Source organism: Neobacillus terrae, assembly GCF_011393025.1.
GTDB lineage: Bacteria > Bacillota > Bacilli > Bacillales > Cytobacillaceae > Neobacillus_A > Neobacillus_A terrae.
In genome coordinates this window covers 1-23,836 of the sequence record NZ_JAAOEO010000015.1, presented here as the reverse complement: position 1 = coordinate 23,836, position 23,836 = coordinate 1, and the positions used below count along the sequence as shown (strand labels likewise).

Annotated in this window: 23 protein-coding genes and 1 pseudogene; 14 read left to right on the top strand and 10 right to left on the bottom strand. The window is 39.3% G+C overall.

Annotated elements, in window-relative coordinates; translation table 11 throughout:
• Positions 1 to 2: 2 nt before the first annotated feature.
• The 3 genes from G8761_RS18580 to G8761_RS18570 all read right to left on the bottom strand — a co-directional run bounded on the left by G8761_RS18580 (position 3) and on the right by G8761_RS18570 (position 3,683).
• Complete coding sequence (locus tag G8761_RS18580) at positions 3 to 626, bottom strand: LysE family transporter (protein ID WP_166029412.1); 624 nt, start codon at positions 624 to 626, stop codon at positions 3 to 5.
• A gap of 328 nt (positions 627 to 954) precedes the next feature.
• Entirely contained in the window at positions 955 to 1,995 is a 1,041-nt protein-coding gene (locus tag G8761_RS18575) for a glycosyltransferase family 2 protein (protein ID WP_166029410.1), read from the bottom strand.
• A gap of 20 nt (positions 1,996 to 2,015) precedes the next feature.
• On the bottom strand, positions 2,016 to 3,683 hold the full coding sequence (locus G8761_RS18570) for a DUF6044 family protein (RefSeq protein ID WP_420800270.1): 1,668 nt from the start codon (positions 3,681 to 3,683) through the stop codon (positions 2,016 to 2,018).
• 211 nt (positions 3,684 to 3,894) lie between these two features.
• Here G8761_RS18570 and G8761_RS18565 point away from each other — a divergent pair, with 211 nt between their 5' ends.
• From G8761_RS18565 to G8761_RS18550, 4 genes are all read left to right on the top strand, one after another.
• Entirely contained in the window at positions 3,895 to 5,175 is a 1,281-nt protein-coding gene (locus G8761_RS18565; RefSeq protein WP_166029407.1) for an MFS transporter, read from the top strand.
• A complete protein-coding gene (locus tag G8761_RS18560) occupies positions 5,175 to 5,756 on the top strand; it encodes a winged helix-turn-helix domain-containing protein (protein ID WP_166029405.1) in 582 nt (193 codons plus the stop codon). The genes G8761_RS18565 and G8761_RS18560 overlap by 1 nt, the downstream gene beginning before the upstream one ends.
• Before the next feature lie 259 nt (positions 5,757 to 6,015).
• A complete protein-coding gene (locus tag G8761_RS18555; RefSeq protein ID WP_166029402.1) occupies positions 6,016 to 6,675 on the top strand; it encodes a transglutaminase domain-containing protein in 660 nt (219 codons plus the stop codon).
• A gap of 433 nt (positions 6,676 to 7,108) precedes the next feature.
• A complete protein-coding gene (locus G8761_RS18550; protein ID WP_166029400.1) occupies positions 7,109 to 8,095 on the top strand; it encodes a potassium channel family protein in 987 nt (328 codons plus the stop codon).
• Here G8761_RS18550 and G8761_RS18545 read toward each other — a convergent pair.
• The 3 genes from G8761_RS18545 to G8761_RS18535 all read right to left on the bottom strand — a co-directional run bounded on the left by G8761_RS18545 (position 8,088) and on the right by G8761_RS18535 (position 11,662).
• Complete coding sequence (locus G8761_RS18545) at positions 8,088 to 8,492, bottom strand: YugN-like family protein (RefSeq protein WP_166029398.1); 405 nt, start codon at positions 8,490 to 8,492, stop codon at positions 8,088 to 8,090. The genes G8761_RS18550 and G8761_RS18545 overlap by 8 nt on opposite strands.
• 289 nt (positions 8,493 to 8,781) lie before the next feature.
• Positions 8,782 to 10,128, bottom strand: coding sequence for a glucose-6-phosphate isomerase (locus G8761_RS18540; RefSeq protein ID WP_166029396.1), 1,347 nt, complete (start codon positions 10,126 to 10,128; stop codon positions 8,782 to 8,784).
• Between the two features lie 370 nt (positions 10,129 to 10,498).
• Positions 10,499 to 11,662, bottom strand: a complete 1,164-nt coding sequence (locus G8761_RS18535) for an iron-containing alcohol dehydrogenase (protein ID WP_166029394.1) — start codon at positions 11,660 to 11,662, stop codon at positions 10,499 to 10,501.
• A gap of 166 nt (positions 11,663 to 11,828) precedes the next feature.
• Between G8761_RS18535 and G8761_RS18530 the strand changes: the two genes are divergently transcribed.
• Positions 11,829 to 12,062: a DUF378 domain-containing protein gene (locus G8761_RS18530; protein ID WP_166029392.1), complete on the top strand. Its 234-nt coding sequence runs from the start codon at positions 11,829 to 11,831 to the stop codon at positions 12,060 to 12,062.
• Positions 12,063 to 12,301: 239 nt separating this feature from the next.
• On the opposite strand, the gene G8761_RS27670 is transcribed toward G8761_RS18530, so the two are convergent.
• Together G8761_RS27670 and G8761_RS18525 are read right to left on the bottom strand one after the other, a co-directional pair.
• On the bottom strand, positions 12,302 to 12,424 hold the full coding sequence (locus tag G8761_RS27670; protein ID WP_275940720.1) for a hypothetical protein: 123 nt from the start codon (positions 12,422 to 12,424) through the stop codon (positions 12,302 to 12,304).
• A gap of 63 nt (positions 12,425 to 12,487) precedes the next feature.
• Complete coding sequence (locus G8761_RS18525; RefSeq protein ID WP_166029390.1) at positions 12,488 to 13,687, bottom strand: ornithine--oxo-acid transaminase; 1,200 nt, start codon at positions 13,685 to 13,687, stop codon at positions 12,488 to 12,490.
• A gap of 327 nt (positions 13,688 to 14,014) precedes the next feature.
• On the opposite strand from G8761_RS18525, the pseudogene G8761_RS18520 reads away from it, so the two are divergent.
• Positions 14,015 to 15,430: pseudogene (locus G8761_RS18520) on the top strand (sigma-54 interaction domain-containing protein).
• Positions 15,431 to 15,528: 98 nt separating this feature from the next.
• Here the strand turns inward: G8761_RS18520 and yugI are convergent.
• Positions 15,529 to 15,912: a S1 domain-containing post-transcriptional regulator GSP13 gene (gene yugI / locus G8761_RS18515; protein WP_166029388.1), complete on the bottom strand. Its 384-nt coding sequence runs from the start codon at positions 15,910 to 15,912 to the stop codon at positions 15,529 to 15,531.
• Between the two features lie 232 nt (positions 15,913 to 16,144).
• Here yugI and G8761_RS18510 point away from each other — a divergent pair, with 232 nt between their 5' ends.
• Together G8761_RS18510 and G8761_RS18505 are read left to right on the top strand one after the other, a co-directional pair.
• On the top strand, positions 16,145 to 16,363 hold the full coding sequence (locus G8761_RS18510) for a helix-turn-helix domain-containing protein (RefSeq protein ID WP_166029386.1): 219 nt from the start codon (positions 16,145 to 16,147) through the stop codon (positions 16,361 to 16,363).
• Positions 16,364 to 16,674: 311 nt separating this feature from the next.
• Complete coding sequence (locus tag G8761_RS18505) at positions 16,675 to 17,502, top strand: alpha/beta fold hydrolase (RefSeq protein ID WP_166029384.1); 828 nt, start codon at positions 16,675 to 16,677, stop codon at positions 17,500 to 17,502.
• A 354-nt stretch (positions 17,503 to 17,856) separates the two neighbouring features.
• On the opposite strand, the gene G8761_RS18500 is transcribed toward G8761_RS18505, so the two are convergent.
• Positions 17,857 to 18,117 (bottom strand): DUF1871 family protein, encoded by a 261-nt coding sequence (locus G8761_RS18500; protein ID WP_166029382.1) that lies wholly within the window; start codon positions 18,115 to 18,117, stop codon positions 17,857 to 17,859.
• An 84-nt stretch (positions 18,118 to 18,201) separates the two neighbouring features.
• Here G8761_RS18500 and G8761_RS18495 point away from each other — a divergent pair, with 84 nt between their 5' ends.
• The 6 genes from G8761_RS18495 to G8761_RS18470 all read left to right on the top strand — a co-directional run bounded on the left by G8761_RS18495 (position 18,202) and on the right by G8761_RS18470 (position 23,413).
• A complete protein-coding gene (locus G8761_RS18495; protein WP_166029380.1) occupies positions 18,202 to 19,365 on the top strand; it encodes a MalY/PatB family protein in 1,164 nt (387 codons plus the stop codon).
• Positions 19,366 to 19,467: 102 nt separating this feature from the next.
• Positions 19,468 to 19,896 carry a MarR family winged helix-turn-helix transcriptional regulator gene (locus G8761_RS18490; protein WP_166029378.1) on the top strand — a complete coding sequence of 143 codons (429 nt, stop codon included), beginning with the start codon at positions 19,468 to 19,470 and terminating at the stop codon, positions 19,894 to 19,896.
• 220 nt (positions 19,897 to 20,116) lie between these two features.
• Positions 20,117 to 21,751, top strand: coding sequence for an MFS transporter (locus G8761_RS18485; RefSeq protein ID WP_166029376.1), 1,635 nt, complete (start codon positions 20,117 to 20,119; stop codon positions 21,749 to 21,751).
• A 43-nt stretch (positions 21,752 to 21,794) separates the two neighbouring features.
• Positions 21,795 to 22,430, top strand: a complete 636-nt coding sequence (locus G8761_RS18480) for a biotin/lipoyl-containing protein (protein ID WP_166029374.1) — start codon at positions 21,795 to 21,797, stop codon at positions 22,428 to 22,430.
• 75 nt (positions 22,431 to 22,505) lie between these two features.
• Positions 22,506 to 23,051 carry an NAD(P)H-dependent oxidoreductase gene (locus tag G8761_RS18475; protein WP_166029372.1) on the top strand — a complete coding sequence of 182 codons (546 nt, stop codon included), beginning with the start codon at positions 22,506 to 22,508 and terminating at the stop codon, positions 23,049 to 23,051.
• On the top strand, positions 23,051 to 23,413 hold the full coding sequence (locus G8761_RS18470; RefSeq protein WP_166029370.1) for a hypothetical protein: 363 nt from the start codon (positions 23,051 to 23,053) through the stop codon (positions 23,411 to 23,413). The genes G8761_RS18475 and G8761_RS18470 overlap by 1 nt, the downstream gene beginning before the upstream one ends.
• Positions 23,414 to 23,836 lie beyond the last annotated feature (423 nt).

The following is a 23,836-nucleotide window of genomic DNA, read 5'->3' as shown; positions in this document are numbered from 1 at the left end:
TATTAAAACAGTACCTTTATGGCTTCAATGCCAAAATAAATTCCAAAACCAATTAAAGATAGTCCAGATAGTACAGAGATAAAAAGGATCAGGCCCGAGGTCAAAAACTTTTTAAAGGAACTGGCAATGCTCGCCATGGCAATATCCCAAATTAATAAACCTATTATAATTGCTGTACTGTAAATCATCAGCTGACGATGCCCGTATGCAGAAGCTGTTTCAGCCAAAACAGATCCATAAATCCCCAGCCAAAAGAGGATTGTTAGAGGGTTTGAAATAGACATAAAAAATCCCGAAAGAAAGGATTTAAATAAAGGCTCACTCTTCTTAGTCCTATCCACTGTTACGTCGGAAGCATTCACAAGTGTTTCTATCCCTGTATAGATTAGGATGAAACATCCAAAAAACAGCAAAAAGGTTTTCATAAAAGGAGTATCAATAAACTTTACAACACCAATATATACAATTAGCATGTACACAATATCAGCAGCCATTGCCCCCACACCAATTAGCCAGGAATGCAAAAAGCCGCTTCTGATACCCTTTTCAATTTGGGCAGCGTTTATTGGCCCGATGGGAGCAGCAAGCGAAAGCCCCAAAAGAATATAGCTAAGGAATACACTCATACGATTCTCTCCCCGTTTGTAATAAAACCCGTCTACAAATCTTTATTCAGATAATCGTGCTTGTACTACTAAAAAATAAAAAAGCCTTAGAAGTTTTTGAAAAAAGCACAAAGAACAAAAGGCGCAAGCGCCCCGGGTTAGCCCCAACAGGCATAAGACGAATCACGTAGGAAATCCTGATTTCTGAAGTGATTTGGCTTATGACCCCGAGGGGCTGGGCGCTGGAGCTGGATTACAATAACCTAGTTCAAGTTATCCACAAGGTAAAAATCTATAATTTCCTAAACGATAAAAAAACCCGTCATAGACGAGTTTTTAGAAATAGGCGTTACGCTTTCTTTTCAGGCAGCTGAAGCTGCTCCAATTGCTGTAATTCTTTATGCCTGGATAGGTTTATTTTCTTTTTTTCAGGAACGGGCAAATGGAAGAAATCAATATCGACAATATACTTCGGACGACTCTTTGATTCCTTATAAATTTTCCCAACATACTCTCCTATTAGACCAGCCGCAATCAGCTGCAGGCCTCCGATAAGCCAGATAGAGGTGATAAGGGATGTCCATCCTGTTTGGGTACTTCCGGTAAATTTCAAAAAGAGGAAATAGGATCCAAAAGCTATACTCGCCAGAAAGGAAACAAATCCAATAAGCAATACCATTCTGATAGGAGTGACTGAAAAGGATGTGATTCCGTCAAAGGCAAAGGCAAGCATTTTTTTCAAAGGATACTTAGTCTCTCCTGCCTGCCTTTCAAGACGGTCATAATAGACCTTTTCCGACCTGAATCCTATCAAAGGAACAACCCCGCGAAGAAACATATTTACCTCTTTAAAATTTTCCAATTCCTCAACGGCTCTCCTGCTCATAAGGCGAAAATCCGCATGATTATATACGAGATCAACGCCCATTTTCTTCATTAAGATATAAAACCCCTGTGCAGTCCATCGCTTAAAAAATGTATCTGTTGCACGTCCTTTCCTTACACCGTAAACAACCTCGCATCCAGCGTTGTACTTTAAGATAAAGTCACGAATAACCCGGATGTCATCCTGAAGGTCCGCATCAATAGAAATAAGACAGTCTGACACATCTCTGGCAGTAAATAATCCAGCTAGAAGGGCATTTTGGTGGCCTACATTTTTTGCAAGCTTTAGACCCCGGATGACATTGTTCTTTAGACTTTCTTTATAAATAATCTCCCATGTCCGGTCTTTACTCCCATCATCCACAAATAACAACTTACTATTTTTGGATACGAGTTCTTCGCTTATCATGTCCTCCATAAGGTTTCCAAGCTGCTTAAAGGTTTCAGGCAAAACCTCTTCTTCATTGTAGCAGGGAACTACAATCGTCAAAGTTGGCTCAAGCATGTTCTGCATCCTCCTGGTGTTTAAAATGCCCGGTACAAATAAATATTCCAGGCAGCTGACCTGGATTTAAAAACCTTCATTAGTACCAGTTTATTTTCAGTTGCATTATCGATAGGCAGAGCGGAAAAGATATATTTCCCTCCCATTTTTTTAAAAAGAGCCGTATCAATTTGCAGATGTTTTAAATGTTTTTTGGATGTTTTTTTTATCATGTATCGCTTGCCCAATTCCGCTGAAAATAAATAGCACCTGCCTCCCCAGTGATCAAAATAGTTTTGAACTATCTTGTTCTTAGAAAGCTCCTTCTGGATTATTTGGCGAAATTGGTGCTTGTACTTCAAGGGATAGAAATTGTTATAGGTATCCAGTGTATAAAAACCGTTATATTGCGCAATGGCCGGATGGATACCAATACTTGCCACACGATACTCCTTTGTCGGCTCAGCAATATAATTTTTTATCCCTGTAAATAAATTTTCTGCATAAAACTCTTTTACTGTTGGTTTATCACGGTAAACTATTTCTTCATTAAAAAGGCAAAGAAGAATTATTTGTGCCGTAATCAGCCCAAGGGCAATCCTCTGCAGGTAGGCTTTTTGTTCAAAAATAATTTTTGCGGCTAAAGCAAATCCTGCATAAATAACAAGCGGACGCAGGAAATGGAATCTGGCAAAATTAAAGGTATCCAAAAAGTGAAAACGTTTTGTAACGGGGAGCCAGCCTTTATAAAACCAAAATGCATACCATACTGAAAGGAAAAAATTTAGAAAGAAGAGAAAGACAAAGGTCCTTTCTTTTTTCCATAAGCCCTTGGATAGGACGATATATATTGCTGCAAGAGTAGCTGGCAATATAAAAAGTGTGTGAACAGTCATTACATGGTTATGGCCAAGTAAGTAGTTCTTAAATACAAGCCTTATGGTCTGCCAAAACGGCAAAGTAGCATGCATATATTCATCCCTGCTGTTAGGCGCACCTTTATACATAAAAGAAAAAACCAGCCGATATTCCACAATCAAGTAAACTGTCGTCATATATGCTAGAGCTGAAAGGAATGGGAGATTCCAGCTCTTCTTCCTGATGGCATCCCTTATCCAGAGGACTCCCATTGCAAATAAAAAGAAGAAAAAACCCAGCACAATACTTGAGTAGAAAGGCAATAGAGTAAATACAGTATAGTTCTTAAGTGATTTTTCACCATTCCTTACATTAAAAAATGCCCAAAGTGCAAGTGGCATTCCAAGAGTGCTCAGCATTCCTGATGGCCAAAAAGGGGTAAGTGCAAAGGCTAGGGCAGTACCTATGTTTATAAAAATCCATTTTTGACTAGGAAGTAAATGCTTCTTTAGGAGCAAGTACATTCCAATAAAAGCTACAATTCTTGTGATCGCCTGACTTATTGCATAAGCCATCATGGTTGGGAGCAATGCATACAGCCAGACAATTCCGCTCATTTCTGTACCAAATGCATTTCTCGGAAGCCCGTTTATGATTTGAGGAATAGTTCCATTTATAGGTCCAAGAAGTTCCCCGCTATTCGCCAATACCCGGTACCATGCAAGATTAGAGTCTAAATTATCATGTACTCTTATATGGGCGTTTTCCTGCAGCAGAAATAATGGCGAAAGATAGCAGGCGATAATGAAGATGGCAAGGATTAGGAGTCGTTGCTCTTTCACATTGTTCATATTCACACCCATAACACCTCAAATATTTTTTTATCACGGTCTTTATGTTTCACCTTCCTTTTGGAAATTATTCCATTTCTTTCTAAAGAAAAATAACCTTCGACAAAAACAGACAATTTACATCTATTTACAAACCTTAAGTTTTTCATTAAAATTATTTTTATCATTAAAAATATTTTTAACGATAAATTAATTTGTAAAGGGTGATTGGGTGTTTAGTATTTTAAAAAATGACGGCTATTTACGTTTTTGGCTTGGGCAAATAGTTTCTCAGCTTGGAGATGGGATATCAAGGACCGCTATAGTCTATTTAATTGCTATTCTGTCAAAGGATCCTCTTACTATTGGTTTGGCCATTTTTGCCCAGCTTCTTCCCAATGCGATTTTTGGGATAGTTCTGGGGCCGCTGGCAGACAAATATAATCGAAGGCATCTTATGGTTGCCGCAGATCTTTATCGCTGCATCATCGTTTTACTAATGATTCCTTTTCATCACTCAGTTGCCGCTTTAATTATTCTCATTGCCTTCCAGGGACTTGGTTCCGCCTTATTTGACCCTGCCAGATCATCTTCCATACCAGACCTTGCAGGTGAGGCGAACATACAGGAAGCCCTTTCCCTTTCCCAGTCAACCCGTGCAGCAATGGATATTATTGGACCTTCTTTAGGGGCTTTGTTCATGGTTTTGAAAAACTTCTCATTAATCTTCCTTTTCGATGCAGCCACCTTTGTCATTTCAGCTATTTTCATTATTTCCATCGCTTCATTAGGAACAGTTAAAAGTAAAGATTCCACATCCAAGGAGAAATACATCGAAGCAATCCGTTCAGGAATAAAAGAGGTAACCAAAATGCCCGCTCTTCGTTTTCTGCTGATCCTTCTTATGCCGATTACTCTTGTTATTGGTGTATTAAATACAAATTTAATTGCGGTGCTGACGAATGTATTTCATGTCTCTGCCTTTCATTTTGGTACTATTGAAGCCACCATGTCGGTTGGTGCTATTGTAGGGGCCGCTGCAGCCGCACCCTACTCTTTAAAAAAGCTTAAGCCAGCTACAGTTCTATTAACTGGTACAGCATTAATTGGCTTTTGGATGACCATTATTCTCCCTCTTAATACACTAAGGCTTGAATTTGGAATAGGTTCGGTATATGTTTGGTGTATAATATCAGGTCTTCTAAATGCTTTTATAAATGTTCCTTTAAGCAGTCTATTTTTGCAGTCAACACCGGCAGCTTTTAGAGGCAGGGGATCTTCATTACTCGGATTTGTAGCAAGCAGTTTCCAAATGGCAGGCATTTTGGCAGGCGGATGGATAGCTATGGAAATTGGTGTCCTGAATGGGACTGCTTTGGCAGGGTGCCTGCTTATTGTTACTGCTATCCTTCTGCCATTATTAAAAGGATATAAAACACTGGCCGGCATCCATGGAGGCAATGCAAGCCCTGTATCACCAACAATAAATACTAATTCTGCGGGAGAAATGTGATGAAAAAAATTGATGACATAGAAATAGCTAAAATGCTTCTTGACCCGAGAAAGAAAAGTATTCTTGATATCGCAAAAACACCAGTAACGGTCAGCCAGCTTGCTGAAGAATTAAACGAGAAGCCTTCACGACTTTATTATCATGTGAAAAAGCTCGAGGATGCGGAATTAATAGAGTTGGTTAATACCCGGCAGCATGGAAACTTAATTGAAAAATTCTATCAGACTTCCAAATCGGCGGGGCAGCACTTGCTTGAACTCGACGAAAAATTGCTAGAAACTCACCATGAAACTGTAATGAATGAAATTATGAAAATACTTCAGCCCGGATTAAAGCTCTTAAAAAAAGAGCTTGAAAACTCCCCCTACAACGATGGAAGCCATCCCGTAAATCTTTTGCTTAAATTAAGCGAAATGACAGGCCAGGAATGGGTTCTTTCACAGGAAAGAATAATGAAGTCATTAAAGGCTGAGAATGATTTGAAGGAAGTACCTACCCCTTCCTTAACAGAAGAGCAGTTAAATATGAAATCTAAATATGCCTACTTCCTCCTAAGCTATCGAATTGCTGAGGAAGATTAATTTCATACTTTGAGCAATGGATGTTAACCGCCTTCATAACATCAAATTCGATTCTAAATAAGAACAATGTGATATTACCTGTCCTTACTAACATCAACTAAATTCCAAAGGAAATCCCTATCGGATTTCCTTTTTATTTTTGTCCATTTTGTGACAAAATATTTGAAATATTTATCTTTTTCCCCTATATTTAACTTAAAAATTATATTTATATATTTTTATGTTGAATTTTGCCGAAAATATTGAGCGGGGGAAGGAAATGAAGAGGAAAAAAATCATATTATTACTATTGTCTCTTTTGATTCTAGCAGGCTTTCAATCTCCAAATATTCCAACCTCACAGCAGGATTTTACGACCCAAATAGTCGAAGACATTTCTTTAATGCGAAATGAAAAGCACAATCTCTTTACAGTTATCTCCTACCATTTGATTAAAACAATACACAAAAACCCCAATCTGCTTCCAAGTAAAGTCATCCAAAGTGACGATCCCAAAATTCAAAAACTCGCGGCTAAATTAACAAGCGGAAAAAGGACAGATTCAGAAAAGTCCATGGCTATATTTAATTGGGTTACAACTAATATCAAATATGATGCGGATTTATACGAACGTGTCCAGTACAGCAATGATTTCAAATTTAAAACTGCACTTGAGACCCTTCATACGAAAGAAGCAATGTGTATGGGGATTTCCCACCTAAACGCAGCCCTTCACCGCGCTGCAGGGATTGAGGCAAAGGTAGTTTACGGAGGAGACCATGCCTGGAATGAGGTCAAATTAGACGGCCACTGGCAGGAACAGGATGCAACAAGAGGGGCAGGATATATAAATAACAGAACACTGAAATTTGTCCCTCAGCAAGCCTTGAAGTACTTCTCCCTCTCTGATTTACCAAAAGAGGGAGAGTATTTGTGGTAGTGAAAATAAGAAAAGCGCAAGCGCCCGTTCAGCGAAGCAACTACCTGAGTAAACTTCCTGTAACGGCTTCTCTGAATAGACAACATGCAGCTTTGCGACGAGCTGAACTTAGGCTTCTTTGAAAAAGCTTTGGCGCAGGAGCACTTCATTTCGATGTTGACTTATCGTAGGGAGAAGCGGGATGGGCACTAGCTGCAGCAAGTATCACCGACGGTCATACTTGATGCAAGATATTCAAAGAAGCTTTTCAAGGTTGAATACTCGCTGGGCGCTGGAGCTAGACAATTTAAAAGGTAAAACTTTATACTTCTTATCAATTGAAGAAAGCAGCCATCCGGCTGCTTTTCTTTTAGGTCTGACTCCAATCTATTATGAAAGGATCTTTTTTCGTCCATACTGTAGGTGAGTATATGCGAGAGGATGAAATAAGAAGATGCCAAATCACATATATATAAAATTTTTAAGGCTCCCCCTTTTGGCACGGATTCTGCTGATTACACTGCTCTTTGTAGTTCTCTTCGGAATTTTGATTCATTTATTAGAGCCCAAGACTTTTCCGAATATTTTGGATGGCATCTGGTGGGCGATCATCACAGCCTCTACTGTTGGCTATGGTGACTATGTTCCCCATTCTATTGCAGGAAGGGCTGCAGCCATTATTCTAATTTTAATCGGCGCTGGATTTGTTTCTTCATATTTTGTTACTTTGTCAGCTGTTGCGGTTACACGTCAAAATGCTTTTTCTGAGGGGAAAATCACCTACAAAGAAAGTGGGCACATTATAATAATTGGCTGGAATGAAAGATCAAGGGAATTAATTCAGAAGATCTCCAATCAGGATTATCCTCAGCCACTTGTCCTTATAGATGAGACGCTTAAATCCATTCCCATTCACTCAAGATATGTACATTACATTCAGGGGAAACCCCACTTGGATGAAACTCTGAAAAAAGCAAACCTATTAGAGGCTGACAGGGTATTAATTACCGCTGATCAGGGGAATGAAGAAATACAGGCAGATATGTACAGTATTCTCACTCTTTTAGCAATAAAAGGGCTGAGTCCCCAAATTCCGTGCATTGTAGAAATCCTAACGTCTGAGCAGGTTATCAATGCAAATCGTGCCGGTGCCGACCTTGTTTTGCAATCTAATAAATTAACGAGCGTTTATATGCTGAATAGCCTGCGTTCAGCAAATGCTGGTCTTATCCCAGAAGTATTCGGGCAGCTTCAGGAAAACAGGCTTCTGGAAATCTCTCCGGAGTCCGAACACCTCAATAAGAGTTTTATTGAAACTTCCAACGCCCTTTCCAATGATAAAAAAATTTTAATCGGGATTAAGAGAGAGAAAGGTATTCTTCTCAATCCTCCTCCCGATTTTGTCATTAAAGAAAGCGATCTGCTTTTAGCTATTAAGTAAAGAGTACCGTTTCCAGCCTCGCAACTATACGCTTTCCAGCATCTACTGCTTGTTCTGGAATATCGCTGTCTTTTTCAATTGGCTCGGAAAACTGGTTAAGTGTGCCCGAAAAGGTTCCCGTATCAGCATGATCATCAAGCCCGCCCTGATATACGTGAGATAAAATAAACGGCCTGCCGAGTTCAACTGTGCAATTCCTCGAATCAAGCTGGCCATCAATAGATGTAAACGGGACCCTTACAAATTGGTAGCTTCCTTCGTCATTGATTTTATAATCAAAGGCACCATGATCATAATCCCAGTTGCCGCCTATTGTGTAACCAATTGGTTTTAGCTTTTGTTCAAGTTTATATAAATCAAACTGCATGCCTTCAATTTTTGATTGCAATTCATGCATTTTCTAAACCCCCACTTTGTTTTTATATTATCTTTCACTAAAAGTGGGAAACTGATGTAAAAAAACTGGGTAATCAAATCATATCCTTGTTTATCTCTTTTGGTACCGGATTAGCTTTCCTTTGGGGGATCGATCCATAATAGGATGTCTAATAGTGACCCCCTTGGACCTTTTGGGATCTATTGTGAGGCTGTTTCAAGGAAGGACATATCTTTATTTGAGCATAAGAGATTTGGGGGATCAAAAAAGACAAAGAGTGCCGGCCGCCTGGCAGGCACTCTTACTATTATTAAAGTCGTTTTTCCAGTTCAGCTTTCTTTTCTTCAAAACCAGGTTTCCCTAATAGTGCAAACATGTTTACCTTATAAGCTTCTACACCAGGCTGGTCAAATGGATTTACACCAAGAAGGTATCCACTCATGGCACATGCCTTTTCGAAGAAATAAACAAGGTATCCAAATGTATACTCGTCCATCTCAGGGATCGTAACAATCAGATTCGGCACCCCTCCGTCTGTATGAGCTAACAGAGTACCCTGGAAGGCTTTATTGTTAACAAAATCAATTGTTTCGCCAGCAAGATAATTCAATCCGTCCAGATCGTTTTCTTCCTTCTCGATTTTCAGCTCATGGCGTGGGTTTTCAACCTTAACAATCGTTTCGAAAAGGTCACGGCGGCCTTCTTGTACATACTGGCCAAGAGAGTGCAGATCAGTAGAGAAGTTTGCAGAGGAAGGATAAATTCCTTTCTGGTCTTTTCCTTCACTTTCACCGAATAGCTGCTTCCACCATTCAGAAAAGTATTGTAAACCTGGCTCATAGTTAATGAGCATTTCAATCGTTTTGCCTTTGTTATAAAGTACATTTCTAACGGCAGCATACTGGTAAGCCTGATTTTCTTCCAATTCGGAATAGCTGAAGTCCTCTCTGGCTTGGGCAGCACCATTCATCATCTTTTCAATATCGGCTCCGCTTACTGCAATAGGAAGAAGACCAACTGCTGTTAATACAGAATATCGGCCGCCTACATCATCCGGGATAACGAATGTTTCGTAGCCTTCTTCATTAGCAAGTGTTTTTAAAGCACCTCTCGCTTTATCAGTGGTGGCATATATGCGTTTGCGAGCTTCTTCCACACCGTACTTTTCTTCAAGCAGCTTGCGGAAAAGACGGAAAGCAATGGCAGGCTCAGTTGTTGTTCCAGATTTTGAGATGACATTAATGGAGAAATCCTTGCCTTCAAGAACGTCCATTAAATCTCTCATATAAGATGAACTGATATTGTTTCCTGCAAAAATGACTTGAGGTGTACTGCGTTTTTCTTTTGGAAGCACATTGTAAAAGCTGTGCTGCAGCATTTCAACCGCTGCTCTGGCACCAAGATAAGATCCTCCGATTCCGATTACAATTAAAACATCAGAATCAGATTTAATTTTCTCTGCAGCCTTTTGAATACGGGAAAATTCTTCTTTATCATAATCGACAGGCAGATCAATCCAGCCTAAAAAGTCATTTCCTGCTCCTGTTTTTTCATGAAGTGAGTGGTGTGCCACTTTAACAGCGTCACGCAAATAAGTAAGTTCATGTTCTCCAAAAAAGGAGAGTGCTTTTGAGTAATCAAAACGAACATGTGTCATGTATGATCCTCCATAAATTTATTTTTCATTATCACTTTAACCAAAGCGGGCAGGTTTATCAAGAAACTGCCACTTATGTAAGCGTGTCCAATTTCGATAATTTTATTACATTTACATAGTTGAAAAATAAGAAAAGCGTAAGCGCCCGTTCAGCGAAGCAGCTGCCTGTGTAACCTCCTGTTTATTCTCCTATGAATAGACAACATGCAACTTTCCGACGAGCTGAACATTAACTCCTTTGATTATGCTATGGCGCAGGAGCACTTTAAAAGTTCGATGTTGACTTATCGTAGGGAGAAGTGGGAACACTGGGCGCTGGAACTAGCCATGTTAAAAGACCCGGACAAGGGTGTCCGGGTTTGTTAATTTATTATAGTGAAGCGCGTAAAATAGCAAGAGTGTCATCACGGTTCAGCTTTTTAAAATTACCGAATTCACCATTAACCATTGCTTTATCTGCTATCAAATCAAGCTTGCTGTCATCTATATTGTAATCAGCCAGGCGAGTAGGTGCTCCCAGGCTTGACCAGAATTCACGAAGCTTTTCAATACCTTCCAGTCCAGCCTCTTCGTCTGTTTTACCTGTAGGATCTACCCCAAATACTCTGACAGCCATCTGCTTAAAGCGGCCAGGATTTTCTTTCAGGTTATGCTTTGCCCAGTTCGGGAAAAGAATAGCCAATCCTCCTGCATGAGGGATATCATAAACAGCCGAAACTGCATGCTCAATATTATGAGATGCCCAGTCTCCGCGATAACCCATTTGTAGCATGCCGTTAAGAGCAATTGTGCCATTGTATAAAATTGTTTCACGGTATTCGTAGTTTTCAAGATCATTGATTAGCTTAGGAGCTGTTTCAATAACAGTTGTTAAAACACCTTCACACATACGGTCCTGGAGCGGAGTATTTTCCACTTGATGGAAGTATTGTTCGAAGACGTGAGTCATCATGTCAACCATTCCATAAATCGTGTGGTCCTTTGGAACAGTGAAAGTGTTAACCGGGTCCAAAATTGAAAACTTAGGGAAAGTAGCAGCGCTGCCCCATCCATACTTTTCGTTAGTCTCCCAGTTGGTGATAACAGAACCGCTGTTCATTTCTGAACCAGTCGCAGCCAATGTCAGCACAGTTCCAAAAGGAAGAGCTTCGGATGCAAATGCTTTTTTAATAACCAAATCCCAGGCATCTCCATCATACAAAGCTCCTGCAGCAATCAGCTTGGTACAGTCAATAACACTGCCTCCGCCAACTGCAAGAATGAAATCAATACCTTCATTTTTACAAATTTCTACACCCTTACGTGCAGTTGCAATACGAGGGTTAGGTTCTACTCCAGGCAATTCGAAAATTTGAACATCTATTTCATTCAGCTGAGCCATAACCTTGTCGTAAAGGCCTGAACGTTTAATACTTCCTCCGCCGTATACAAGCAATACCTTTTTGCCGTATTTAGGAACTTCCGTTTTTAATTGTTCCAGTTGATCTTTTCCGAAAATTAATTTCGTTGGATTCCAGAAAGTAAAGCTTTGCATGCGATCAACCTCCTTGTTTTAGTCAATTTTAATTATTATCTATTTAAAGAGCATTTGCAAAGAACAAGTACTTAAATCCTGGAATTAAAAATTTATTAGAAATGAATATTTTTTTGATTTATTTATCATTCTATTATTGAATCCATCTATTAAGGAGGAAATATACATGAGTGCTATTCAGCGAATTGCACTGGTACTTACCATCATTGGTGCAATCAATTGGGGATTAATTGGATTTTTTCAATTTGATCTTGTTGCAGCTATCTTTGGCGGCCAGAACTCCGCTCTTTCCCGCATCATCTACGGTTTAGTAGGTATTGCAGGTCTTATCAACCTTGGACTTCTATTTAAGCCAAATCAGGAACTTGAAAGAGAGCCTGAGGCTGGAACAACAAGATAAAAAAATATATGTAAAAAATCCTTGCAGCTAGTGCAAGGATTTTTTGCGTTAAAGGAAAAGCGGCAGCGCCCGTCTAGCGAAATTACTACCTTAGTATAATCGTGTTTCTTCTGTTTTAAATCTACATTCTTCTGCTTTGCGAAGAGCTAAAAAGAAGCTCCCATTTAAGCTTAAAGGAATACTTATTGGCTAACACAGCAAGTCGATGTTGACTTATCCTAGGAATAAGTGGATGGACACTAGCTGCACCCAGTGTCACCTAAGGTTTTAAGGAATGGAAGATACTCAGGAAGTTTATTAAAGATGAAAACTCGCTGGGCGATGGACTGACCTGCTTTTTGGTTAAAAACCTTTACAGTCACTGCTCCTGCACCCCTTAGTTTATTTTGAAGGTTTTTCTTGTCCTTCCCTGTGTCCCTATTCTATTATCCAAGCACTTTGGAAATGCGTTCAATCGCCCAATCTAATTCTTCCTTTGTAATTACAAGAGGCGGAGCAAACCGGATTACAGTATCATGGGTTTCCTTGCAAAGCAGTCCATATTCCTTTAATTCCTCACAATATTTACGGGCAGCTTCCTTTAATTCAACCCCAATAAACAGGCCCCTGCCTCGAACTTCTTTGATCATCGGGTTTTTTAGTTCTTTTAATTTATCTGTAAAATACTGTCCGAGTTCCAGTGATCTTTCTGAAAGCTTTTCATCAATTAAAACATCTAAAGCCGCAATAGATACAGCACATGCCATTGGGTTGCCGCCAAATGTTGAACCATGGGATCCTGGATTAAATACTCCCAGAATTTCTTTGTCGGCTACCACGCAGGAAATAGGGAATACTCCGCCGCCTAGTGCCTTTCCGAGAATGTACATATCAGGTTCGATACCTTCCCACTCACAGGCAAACATTTTTCCTGTTCTGGCTAAACCTGCCTGAATTTCATCCGCAATAAAAAGAACATTATTTTCCTTGCATAGCTCATAAGCCTGTTTCATAAATCCTTCTGGAGGAATGACAATACCGGCTTCACCTTGGATTGGCTCGATTAGGAAAGCAGCTGTATTAGGAGTAATTGCCTCTTTTAGAGCTTCAAGGTCACCGTATGGAATAAGCTTAATTCCTGGCAGCATTGGTCCAAAGCCGCGCTTATATTCCGGATCTGAGGAAAGAGAAACAGCGGTCATAGTTCGCCCGTGGAAATTACCAGTACAAGCTATAATTTCCGCCTTGCCTTCTGCTAAACCTTTCACATCATACGACCATCGTCTTGCAGCTTTTACTGCGGTTTCAACTGCTTCAGCACCTGTGTTCATCGGAAGTACCATTTCTTTATTGGTCAATTTGCTTACCTTTTCATACCAGGGGCCAAGTTGATCGTTATGGAAAGCACGGGATGTAAGCGTAACCCGATCTGCTTGATCTTTTAAAGCCTGAATGATTTTTGGATGGCGATGGCCCTGATTGACAGCAGAATAAGCACTCAGCATGTCCATGTACTTATTTCCTTCTGGGTCCTCCACCCATACCCCTTCTGCACTTGAAATTACGATAGGCAGCGGGTAATAGTTATTTGCTCCATATTTCTCTGTTTGTTCGATCAATGATTTGGTTGCAGCTTCATGTAACATATTCCATTTCCTCCGTTCGTGTTTGTTTTCTATTTATTTTAGCGAAGTGTCTTATTTATTGAAGATCTCCGCAATAAAAAGCTATTGGTTAAAAGTGCCTTCTTGTATAACTCAGTGAAGAGTTCATCTACCCCTTCTTTTTCTAAAACATTACATTGCAATTTTCATGCCAAAAGGAAAAACCCTTTATAACAAGCTTCCTTAATTAAGATGCAAAATTATTTTGCTCTAATTCACAATCCACTTCTTTTTTGCGCAAAATTTCGTTGCACTATGCGGATAACAATATTAAAATTCTTTTATGACAGCACATAGGGGTAGAGAAAAGTGAAGCCAGATAACCATACAGAACATCTCCAAAGGAACGTCTTTTTAGAAAAAATTATTAATGAAATAGACATGGGAGTACATGTCATCAATTCAGTGGGTAAGACCATTATTTATAATAGAAAAATGAGGGAAATTGAAGGAATGGATATAGAGGATGTCCTGGATAAGAACCTTCTCGATGTCTTCTCCTTTAATCAGAATGAAGACAGTACCCTTCTCGAAGCTCTCCGTAAAGGAATTACTATACGAAACGCTAAACAAACTTATTTTAATAATAAAGGACAGGAAATTACCACTGTTAATGATACTTTTCCTATTATTGAAGACCGGGTAAGAATGGGTGCAATAGAAATTGCGAGGGATAAAACAAAATATGAAAAACTGGTCCGTGAAAACCTGCTGAAAAAAGGATCAACAAAATTCACCTTTGAAAGCATAATAGGTGCCAGCTATAAGATTCAGGAAGTAATTGATGCCAGCAAACGGGCCACCCACCAATTCCTCCGTGCTCATAATCGGTGAAAGTGGAACCGGGAAGGAACTGTTTGCCCAGAGTATTCATAATGGAAGCAGCCGTTCTTTAAAACCATTTATCTCACAAAACTGCGCAGCTCTTCCAGACACCCTGATTGAGGGCTTGTTTTTTGGCACTAAAAAAGGGACATTTACCGGAGCGGTTGAACGTCCTGGTCTATTTGAACAGGCAGAAGGCGGTACCATTCTCCTTGATGATATTAATTCATTAAATCCAAACCTTCAAGCCAAGCTGCTGCGTGTCCTTCAAGAAAAAATGGTCCGCCGTGTTGGGGATACGAAGGACAGAGAAGTCGATATTAGAATTATTGCTACTATTAATGAAGACCCAATTGAGGCAATTGGAAAAGGGATTTTAAGAAAAGATCTCTATTATAGATTAAGTGTCGTGTCACTTTTCATCCCCCCTCTGCAGGATAGAAAAAATGACATTCAGGAGCTTGTTAACTTTTTTATAGATAAATACAATCATCTTTTTGGCATGAAGGTCAAAAATGTTGATCAGGAAGTTTTAGAAACCTTTGAACAATATGATTGGCCGGGAATGTTCGCGAGTTGGAGCACATTATTGAAGGGGCGATGAACTTGCTGGAATACGAAGATGAGATAACTTTTCAGGATTTGCTCATTCATTTCAGAAATAAACCGCATATAAAAACTGCCGGTGGTCAGGATAGCGGCCTTGATGAGCTTCTGATACAAAAAGGCCGGCCGATTAAGCCTCTAGAGGATTACATGAACGAGGCTGAGGTTTATTATTTAAAGAAAGTTTTACTCCACCATAGCTATAACATTACGAAAGCAGCTCAAACATTAAAGATGAGCCGACAAAATCTCCAATATCGCATAAGGAAGCACGGAATCTCAAAGGTCAAATAAGAAAAGTGCAAGCGCGCATTCAAAGTTTATGGATTTAAAATTAACCAAAAAAGGATGTCCCTAAGTTTAGGGACATCCTTTTTTGCTTAAGCTTTTTATTAACGCTGGGATTGTTCAATCCATTCTTGAAGCTTTTCTTTTAAAGTGTTGAAGCCTTGTTGGCCATCATCTTCCTGAACAATAGCTGCAGCCTGGCGTTTGCGAGGCTTTTGTTTTTTAGCTGCAGGCTGTGCAGGTGCTTCTTCAGTTGCACGGATAGAAAGTCCAATTTTTCCGGCTGCTTCATCTACAGAAAGAACTTTCACTTTCACTTCATCGCCGACTTTAAGATGCTCGTTAATATCCTTTACAAAACCATGTGTGATTTCGGAAATATGAACAAGACCTTGGGTATTTTCATCCAATGCTACAAAAGCTCCGTAAGGCTGAATACCGGTCACCTTACCTGTTAAAATACTGCCTGTTTCGATTTTTTCTGACATGAAAACACTCCTAAATTTATAATTATTTTATCCTCTATATACGCATTAAAATATTATACCACAATGCTCTATATATATCAAAAAACATTCTTTTAACTAAATTTAATTTAAACCACACTTTTTAAACCTTTCCTACTACATTTAACAAAATTTTCACAAAATTTGCGAAAATGAATAGGCCTTCAGTGGTATTATAAAGGTATCATTATATCTTTTAAGGATGGTGATCATTATGAATCAGATTGGAAAAAATATTAAGGAATATCGGGAAAGAAGAGGCATTAGCCAACAGGAGCTTGCTTTAAAAATCAGGGTCGGAAACGGAACCATCGAAAAGTACGAAACAGGAGCATCCATCCCTACCCTCCAGACGATCTTAAAAATCTCCACTGCACTTGACGTCCCCGCCGCTGAATTGATGGACCATGCATATCAAAATCCAGCACAATAATAAGCAAGTAAAAAAATTTCAAGTTTACCTTCCACCAATGAATAAACTCCACCAAAATTGGTTAATCTGCTTTTATAAGGCTTTCTAGGCTATTCAGAATTTTGACCTAACCGGAGTTCTGATTGCACCAAAGGTAAACTGGCACTGCCATCCTCTAAGGACCTGGCGAAGCTCAATTTCCTTTAATTCCCCCTTTTTGAAGTGGACAAATCTTTATCCGATTTGTCCTCTTTTTTTGTTTTTTTAAGGTGTGAACTTGTAAATCTTGGGGAAAATTAAAAGTTAAACATGAGGCGCAGGGGGAAGGGTGCATGGAACAAGCTGTTTTTAATGAAAAAAAGCAAATAAATGATATAGAAGTCTACTATGAATGGTATCCCAATGAAGCCTCAAAAGGAACGATTGTCTTATTGCATGGGTTTCTTTCTTCTTCCTTCAGTTTTCGCCGTCTTATTCCGCTTTTAAATAAAGAATACCAGGTCCTATCCGTCGACCTCCCTCCCTTTGGCAAAAGCGGGAAATCAAACCGGTTTATATATTCCTATAAAAACATGGCATTAACAGTAGCTGAACTCGTTGAAAATATGGGGCTAAAAAACGTGATTCTTGCTGGACATTCAATGGGAGGACAAATTGTCTTAAACATCCTTCACTATAAACCAGATCTTGCAGAAAAAGCGGTGCTTCTTTGCAGTTCAGGTTATTTAAAACGTTCAAAATTGCCATTGATTTTCGTTAGCTATATCCCCTTTTTTCACTTATACGTAAAGTTTTGGCTTGCTCGTTCAGGGGTGAAGCAAAATCTGCAGCAAGTTGTTTATGACCATTCTCTTATTACAGATGAAATGCTCTATGGTTACCTCCAGCCCTTTTTAGAAGATGATATATTCATGGCGTTAACCCGGATGATCCGCGACCGTGAAGGCGACTTGTCCAGCGCTGTTTTAGAGAAAATTGACATCCCCTGCCTGTTAATTTGGGGAGAACACGATAGGGTTGTTCCTTTGAGTATAGGAGAAAGACTCCAAAAGGATTTAAGAAACGCTGAACTGATTGTACTTGAGGATACAGGACATCTTGTACCAGAGGAAAGGCCAGAAGACGTCTATCAGCACATGCGTAATTTCCTGGAGAATTAAGAGGCAAACAAGCATATCGATTTTATCGTAGGCAAAACGAGTTCTGGTCAGGCATTAATTTTAGCAAGCGGGGCATACAATAGTTGAAGTCAGGCATTCCTTATCTAATATCGGGCATATATGTTCATTGAAGAGGGTTTTTCAGCTTAAAGATGCCGCCCAAGTGGCTTTCATAATAAAAATGAACTTAAAAAATCACTTTTCTTGTAAAAAAATAAAAAATACAAGCCTTTTTATAGGGTAAACGTCAAAAACAAGGAGCTCTTCTCTGGAATTACCCAGAAGGGTATGTAAAATCTTTTTAAAACAAAAGAGGTTATCCTCAGGGGACAACCTCTTTTCATGGGTAAGCATTTATAACGAACAGGAAGAGTTCGATTTTATCAACAGCAATTGATTTGAAACTTTCAGGCAGCTTTCGATTGGGATTACTTCCTCAAAGGAAAACTCATAGATACCCTGAATTCTTTCTGCAAGCCTTGCTGGGTCGTCCAGTTCATGGACAGCCTGAATTATATCAGCTATTTCTGTATCATAACGACCATGGCCTATCCCGAAAGGGTCCCAATCATTCAATTCATCGTAAAGAAGAAGATTAACTTGTTGTGTTTCCATCTCATCACCTAATATTTCAACATTTGATTGCTTTATTTTATCATAGAATCATGAGGTTCAAAACAGGAAGGAGCTGGCGAAAGAATGAAATGGTTTGATGAAAAGATAGAAAGGCTAAACACTTCCTCTGTAAAATGGGAAAGAACAAAAGAAGTATTTGGAGTTGGGGATGTACTACCGATGTGGGTAGCTGACATGGATTTCCGGCCACCACAGGAAGTTACAGAAGCTCTAAAGGAAAGAATCGATCATGGAATTTTCGGCTATACCTTTATCCCTCCCTCTACATACGAGGCTATAACAGAATGGCAAAAGAAACGGAATGGCTGGGATGTCCATTCCTCCTGGGTCCTCTTTTGCAGCGGGGTTGTACCTGCCATAGGTGTTGCCATCCAGTCTTTTACCGAACCTGGAGATAAGGTTTTGCTTCAATCCCCTGTCTACACTCCTTTTTTTGAGATGATTAAAGTTAACGGACGAGAAGTAGTAAATTCACCACTGGTGTTAAAAGAAGGAAGATATGAAATAGATTTTACTTCCTTTGAGCAGACCCTAAAGCAGGGATGCAAACTTTTTCTCCTTTGTAATCCGCATAATCCCGGAGGAAGGTCCTGGACAAAAGAAGAACTGCTCCAAATTGGAGAGCTTTGTAAAAAATACGATTGTCTAATTGTATCAGATGAAATTCATTCTGATCTGGTTTATAAAAATCGAAAGCATATTCCCTTAGCTTCCTTAAATGAAGATTTAGCCAACCGGACGATTACCTGCATTGCTCCGAGTAAAACATTCAATCTTGCAGGACTTCAGGCTTCTGCACTAATCATTAAAAATGAGAATTTACGTGAGAAATTCAATCATATTTTAAAACAGCAGGGATTTTTCACACTTAACCTATTCGGAATTGTCGGCATGGAAACGGCCTATCGTTACGGAGAAAGCTGGCTAAACCAATTACTGGATTATTTACAAGGAAACAAGGAGCTTGTTCAAAGCTACCTGGCTGAAAATCTTCCCCAGATTAAATACATGGATCCAGACGGAACTTATTTACTATGGCTGGACTGCAGGAAGCTTGGATTAGGAGATAAGGAAATAAGGAAACAGCTGCTTGAAAAAGGAAAGCTTGCCCTAGAGCCCGGTACAAAATACGGACCTGGCGGCGAAGGATTTGTTCGAATGAATATTGCTTGTCCTCGTGAAACACTTAATGAAGGGCTCGAGAGACTAAAAAAAGCCTTTACTTAAGAATCTTGGCTAAAATAGCTTCAGTGGTTGAAGGGAATGTTATACTTACCTAGTGAACATCAAAACAATTGGTTTTTGTTTTAAAAGGGGAAGAATGAAAACATGGACTCACTCCAAGCTATTCAATATGAACTCGCCTTATTGGTTCGCCTTATAACTGCTCACAGCCCGCAATTGGGCAGTTTGGATAGATCTGAATATCTTATTTTGTGCGAACTGGAGGACACCGGCCCTTTAGCCATTAATGTAATTGCCGAGAAATTGATGTTAAATATATCGACAGCCAGCCGGCAGGTGGGCACTTTGGAGACGAAGAAATATATTCGCCGTTACCCGGATCCCACCAATGGCAGGATAAGTTTGATAGAAATTACAGCAGCTGGTCTGGAAGTCTTACAGAGAGTACAGAATGCGCGTTATGATTTTTATAATGAGATTTTGCATGAATGGTCTCCGGAAAAGTTAAAAGGCCTTGAAGCCAACTTATCCCAACTAAATTTTGATTTAAAAAGAGGAAAAAGAAAGAATTAATAACAAAGACTGCGGAGTTTTTTTCGCAGTCTTTTTTCTATAAAAAAAGTTTTTTGAGGGGATAGAAAAAGTTTTTATTGCCTTTTCTTTATTATATTGTATAATACAACTTGTTATTTACAAGTTAATCATGTTGTTAATATGACATTTATTTTATAAGGAATTCTATTTTATTCATGGTTTAACAGAGATAACTTATTTTTGAAAGGAGGAAGCATGATTGAGCACACAGGTTAACACTTCTTCATCAGAGACAGAAAAAGTAGCTGTCCCCCAATATTTGATAATATCCTTTTTAACTATTTTTGCTATTGGGTCTCAGTACTTTTCGAATCTTTCTTATACCCTCAACCAGGGTATTATTCAAAACGGGCTTAACCTAAGTTCAGATGTTTTACTTTTCCCCTCGACACTATCCAACTTAGCATTTGCTCTTGGCGTGCCGATCGGTCCTGTGCTAACGAGGAAGTTTGGTTTGCGAAGGAATTATTTAACCTTTATCTTTATTTTTTTATGCGGTTCTATTGTTGCTGCAGTTGCTCCTAACCTGTTAATACTTATAGCTGCAAGAGTTGTACAGGGTTTAAGTGCAGGATTTTTATTTTTAACCATTTTACCTGCCAGCTTAAGAGCTTTCCCAAACAAAATACGTAATTTCTTTTTACTTATGATTATTACGGGCTTGTTTGGAGCCAGTGCACTTGGCGCATTATTTGGTTCCATATCTTTAAACGCCGATGCATGGCGTTGGTTATATGTACTAAATGTTTTGGCTTCCTTCCTGTGCCTGATTGTTGGATTTCTTGGACTGCCTAAAAACGAGGAACATCAGCATGATCACACCGCGGTAGATAAAACTGGAGTATTCTTATGGATTTTGTCTATGGTTGTTCTCGCATTTCCGCTTTGTAACTTAATGCAAAATGGATTTTCCTCCATTTACGTATGGCCGTTTCTGGTAGCGGCTCTTATTTTATTAGTACTTTTTGTTCTTGTAGATATAAAAGCAGAAACGCCTTTAGTTCCTTTTCGGACATTAAAAGCGCCAAAACCAATATCGGGAACCATAATGGCAGTTGCATCCCATGTTTCCTTAATCTTTGCTATAGCGGGGATTAACGGCTTTTTAAGAAACGATATGGATCTTCCGTTTAAATACCTATCACACTTTTATTTCTGGTTCTTTGCAGGAGTTGTGGTGACTGCCATTCTCAAAACTTTGCTTTACGATATGCTGGGAGCTGGAATTCTCGGTTTCATTGGATCACTTGCTGTTATTTTTATAAGCATTCAGTGGAGAACAATCGGGGCTGAAGCTTCCCTGGTATCTTTATATTTTCAAGTTGCCGTTCTTGGTGGCGGTGTAGCTATGGTTCTGGTATCAGGAGCTTTGGGTACAGCATTAGCTGGTGATATACACCAGGCATCCATGAGATCGGTGACCCTGCACTCTATTCGTAATTTTACAGGTGCAATCATATCCCCGATAATCGGCTGGTACCTAACAAGACAAAATGCGGCTAACTATGAAGGTATTAGAGGACATTTTGACCAAAATGGTTCTGAATTCAAACTTGAAATGACTAAGCTCATTAGACACTTTATGGAAAACGGACATTCACTGGCAAGCGCAAAAAGCCTGGCATCCTATGAGCTTATAGTTAATGCCAAGAAATCAGCTATTCTGGGTGCCTATCATAATTTGTTTACCATTTTACTTGTATTGGGAGTTATCATGCTCTTGGCTTCTATTGGTAAAATCTTTACTGGAAAAGGCAGATCCTTAGTTCAAAAACAAACACGTATCCTCTTGCCTGCTCCTAAGGAAAAGGATGTAACGGATAAAACAGCTTAATAACACATTAACCTAATTATTTATTGATGGGAGAGAAAAGATAATGAGTAAAGGCAGCTTAATTTTAACAAATATCATTGGGCTCGTTGTGATTGTTGCTTTAATTGCCGCGGGTGCCTTCTTTTATTATGAAAATGAAAACTATGTAAAAACTGACGATGCAGTTGTATCTGCTGATATGTTGCAGGTAGTTGCCCCCGCTTCAGGCCTATTAACAGAATGGGATGTAAAAGAAGGCAACACTGTTGCTAAAAAGGATGCCTTGGGCAGCGTTTCAGATGGAAAAGAAAGTCTTCCTGTAAACTCCATGATGAGTGGAAAAATTATAAAAAATGAAGCAAAAGCAAATCAGATGGTGCAGGCTGGCCAGGTATTAGCCCAAACTGCTGATATGGATCACCTATATATTACAGCAAATATTAAGGAATCAGACTTAAAAAGTATCTCAGTGGGCAGCAGTGTTGATATTACTGTTGATGGGGATTCGGATGTAACATTTGACGGAAAAGTTGAAGAAATTGGGTATGCTACTAATTCTGTTTTTTCTGCCCTTCCTTCACAAAATTCAAGCGGCAGTTACACAAAAGTTACTCAAAAAGTTCCAGTGAAAATTTTAATTGAGAACCCCTCTGAAACCGTGCTTCCTGGAATGAATGCTGAAGTTAAAATTTCTATTTAATTATTTAATAAAGTATACCCCCTATTACGCTTGTGAATAGGGGTTTCATTTTAAACGATCAAGGAGGAAACAAAAATGAAAATATATGTTGTCTATGATAGCGAGGGAGAACATACAAAAGCACTAGCCCATTCTATAGCTGAAGGTGCCGGAAAAGTAAAAGGTGCGGAAGTATTTATTGATCATGTGGATCAGGCAGACATTTATAAGCTGCCTGAAATGGATGCCATCATATGGGGCTGCCCAGGGCATTTCGGCACGATTAGCTCAGGATTAAAGTCATGGATTGACCGCCTTGGTTACTTATGGGCTGAAGGTAAACTCATCAACAAAGTTGGCGCGGTTTTTTGCACAACTGCAACCACCCATGGCGGTTTGGAAGCTACTATGCTTAATCTTATTACACCTATGCTTCACCAGGGTATGATTCTAGTAGGGCTGCCTGGAAATATACCTGAAAATGCTCTTTATGGTTCTTATTACGGCGTAGGTATCACTTGTCCAGTCGAAAGCACAGAGCTTTTATCCAGGGAAGGCATAGAGTTAGGGAAAGCGCTGGGAGAACGTGTAGCCAATGTTACAAAGGCTTTTACAAATCAGCCATCTGGAGATGAAAATTAATGTTCATACTCATCGTATTTGGTGTTATTGCAGTTATCGCCTTAATTGCTTTAACCCTATTTAATATGAAGGCTGCAGCTAAATTAAACGACTCAAATACGCCTTCTGAAGAAAAAATAGAGCAAAAGCTATTGGAAGTACCTAAATTAGAAATCAGCGCAGCACAGCCTGTCCAGGAAAATAATGGGCTTAAAATGAATAAAGAAGAAAAAATAAATGATGATGCATATCGAAATGCGTTAAAATCCTTTCAAAACGAAGCTAAAAAAACGAATGTTGAACAGAGTTCAAACAAAATAAAGGATGATGATTTTCGAAAAGTTTTAAGGTCATTGTCTGAAAAACCAAAAGATACCCAGTAAAATAGGCAAAATGGCAGCCAGCTGTAGACAAAAGGTCTCGAGAGTAAGCATCTCCCGAGGCCTTTTGTCATTTTTTTAATCTGAATGTTGGAAAAGGATGGACTCTGCTCTAGCGCTTGCTTTCAGCTGGCGTTCTCGAGCCTCCTCGTTTCTCCATTAGACATAAGAATGTATTCTCTGACATCACATTTATGAAAAATAAAAGAGAATCTGATGTTACGCACCCTCTGTAACATCGCTTTGATTTAAAAAAACATGTAATTTGATCTCATTTTACTCCACAAGACACGTATCTCCCTTTAACCTACTCAGGAGTCTTACCTCAATCGCCATCTTTAAATGTTCTTCTTGAGGACAAACTTCTTGATATAAAGCAGTTCAATGTCTTCAATAAGCCTCCTTGAGGACAAAGACGTCCATAGA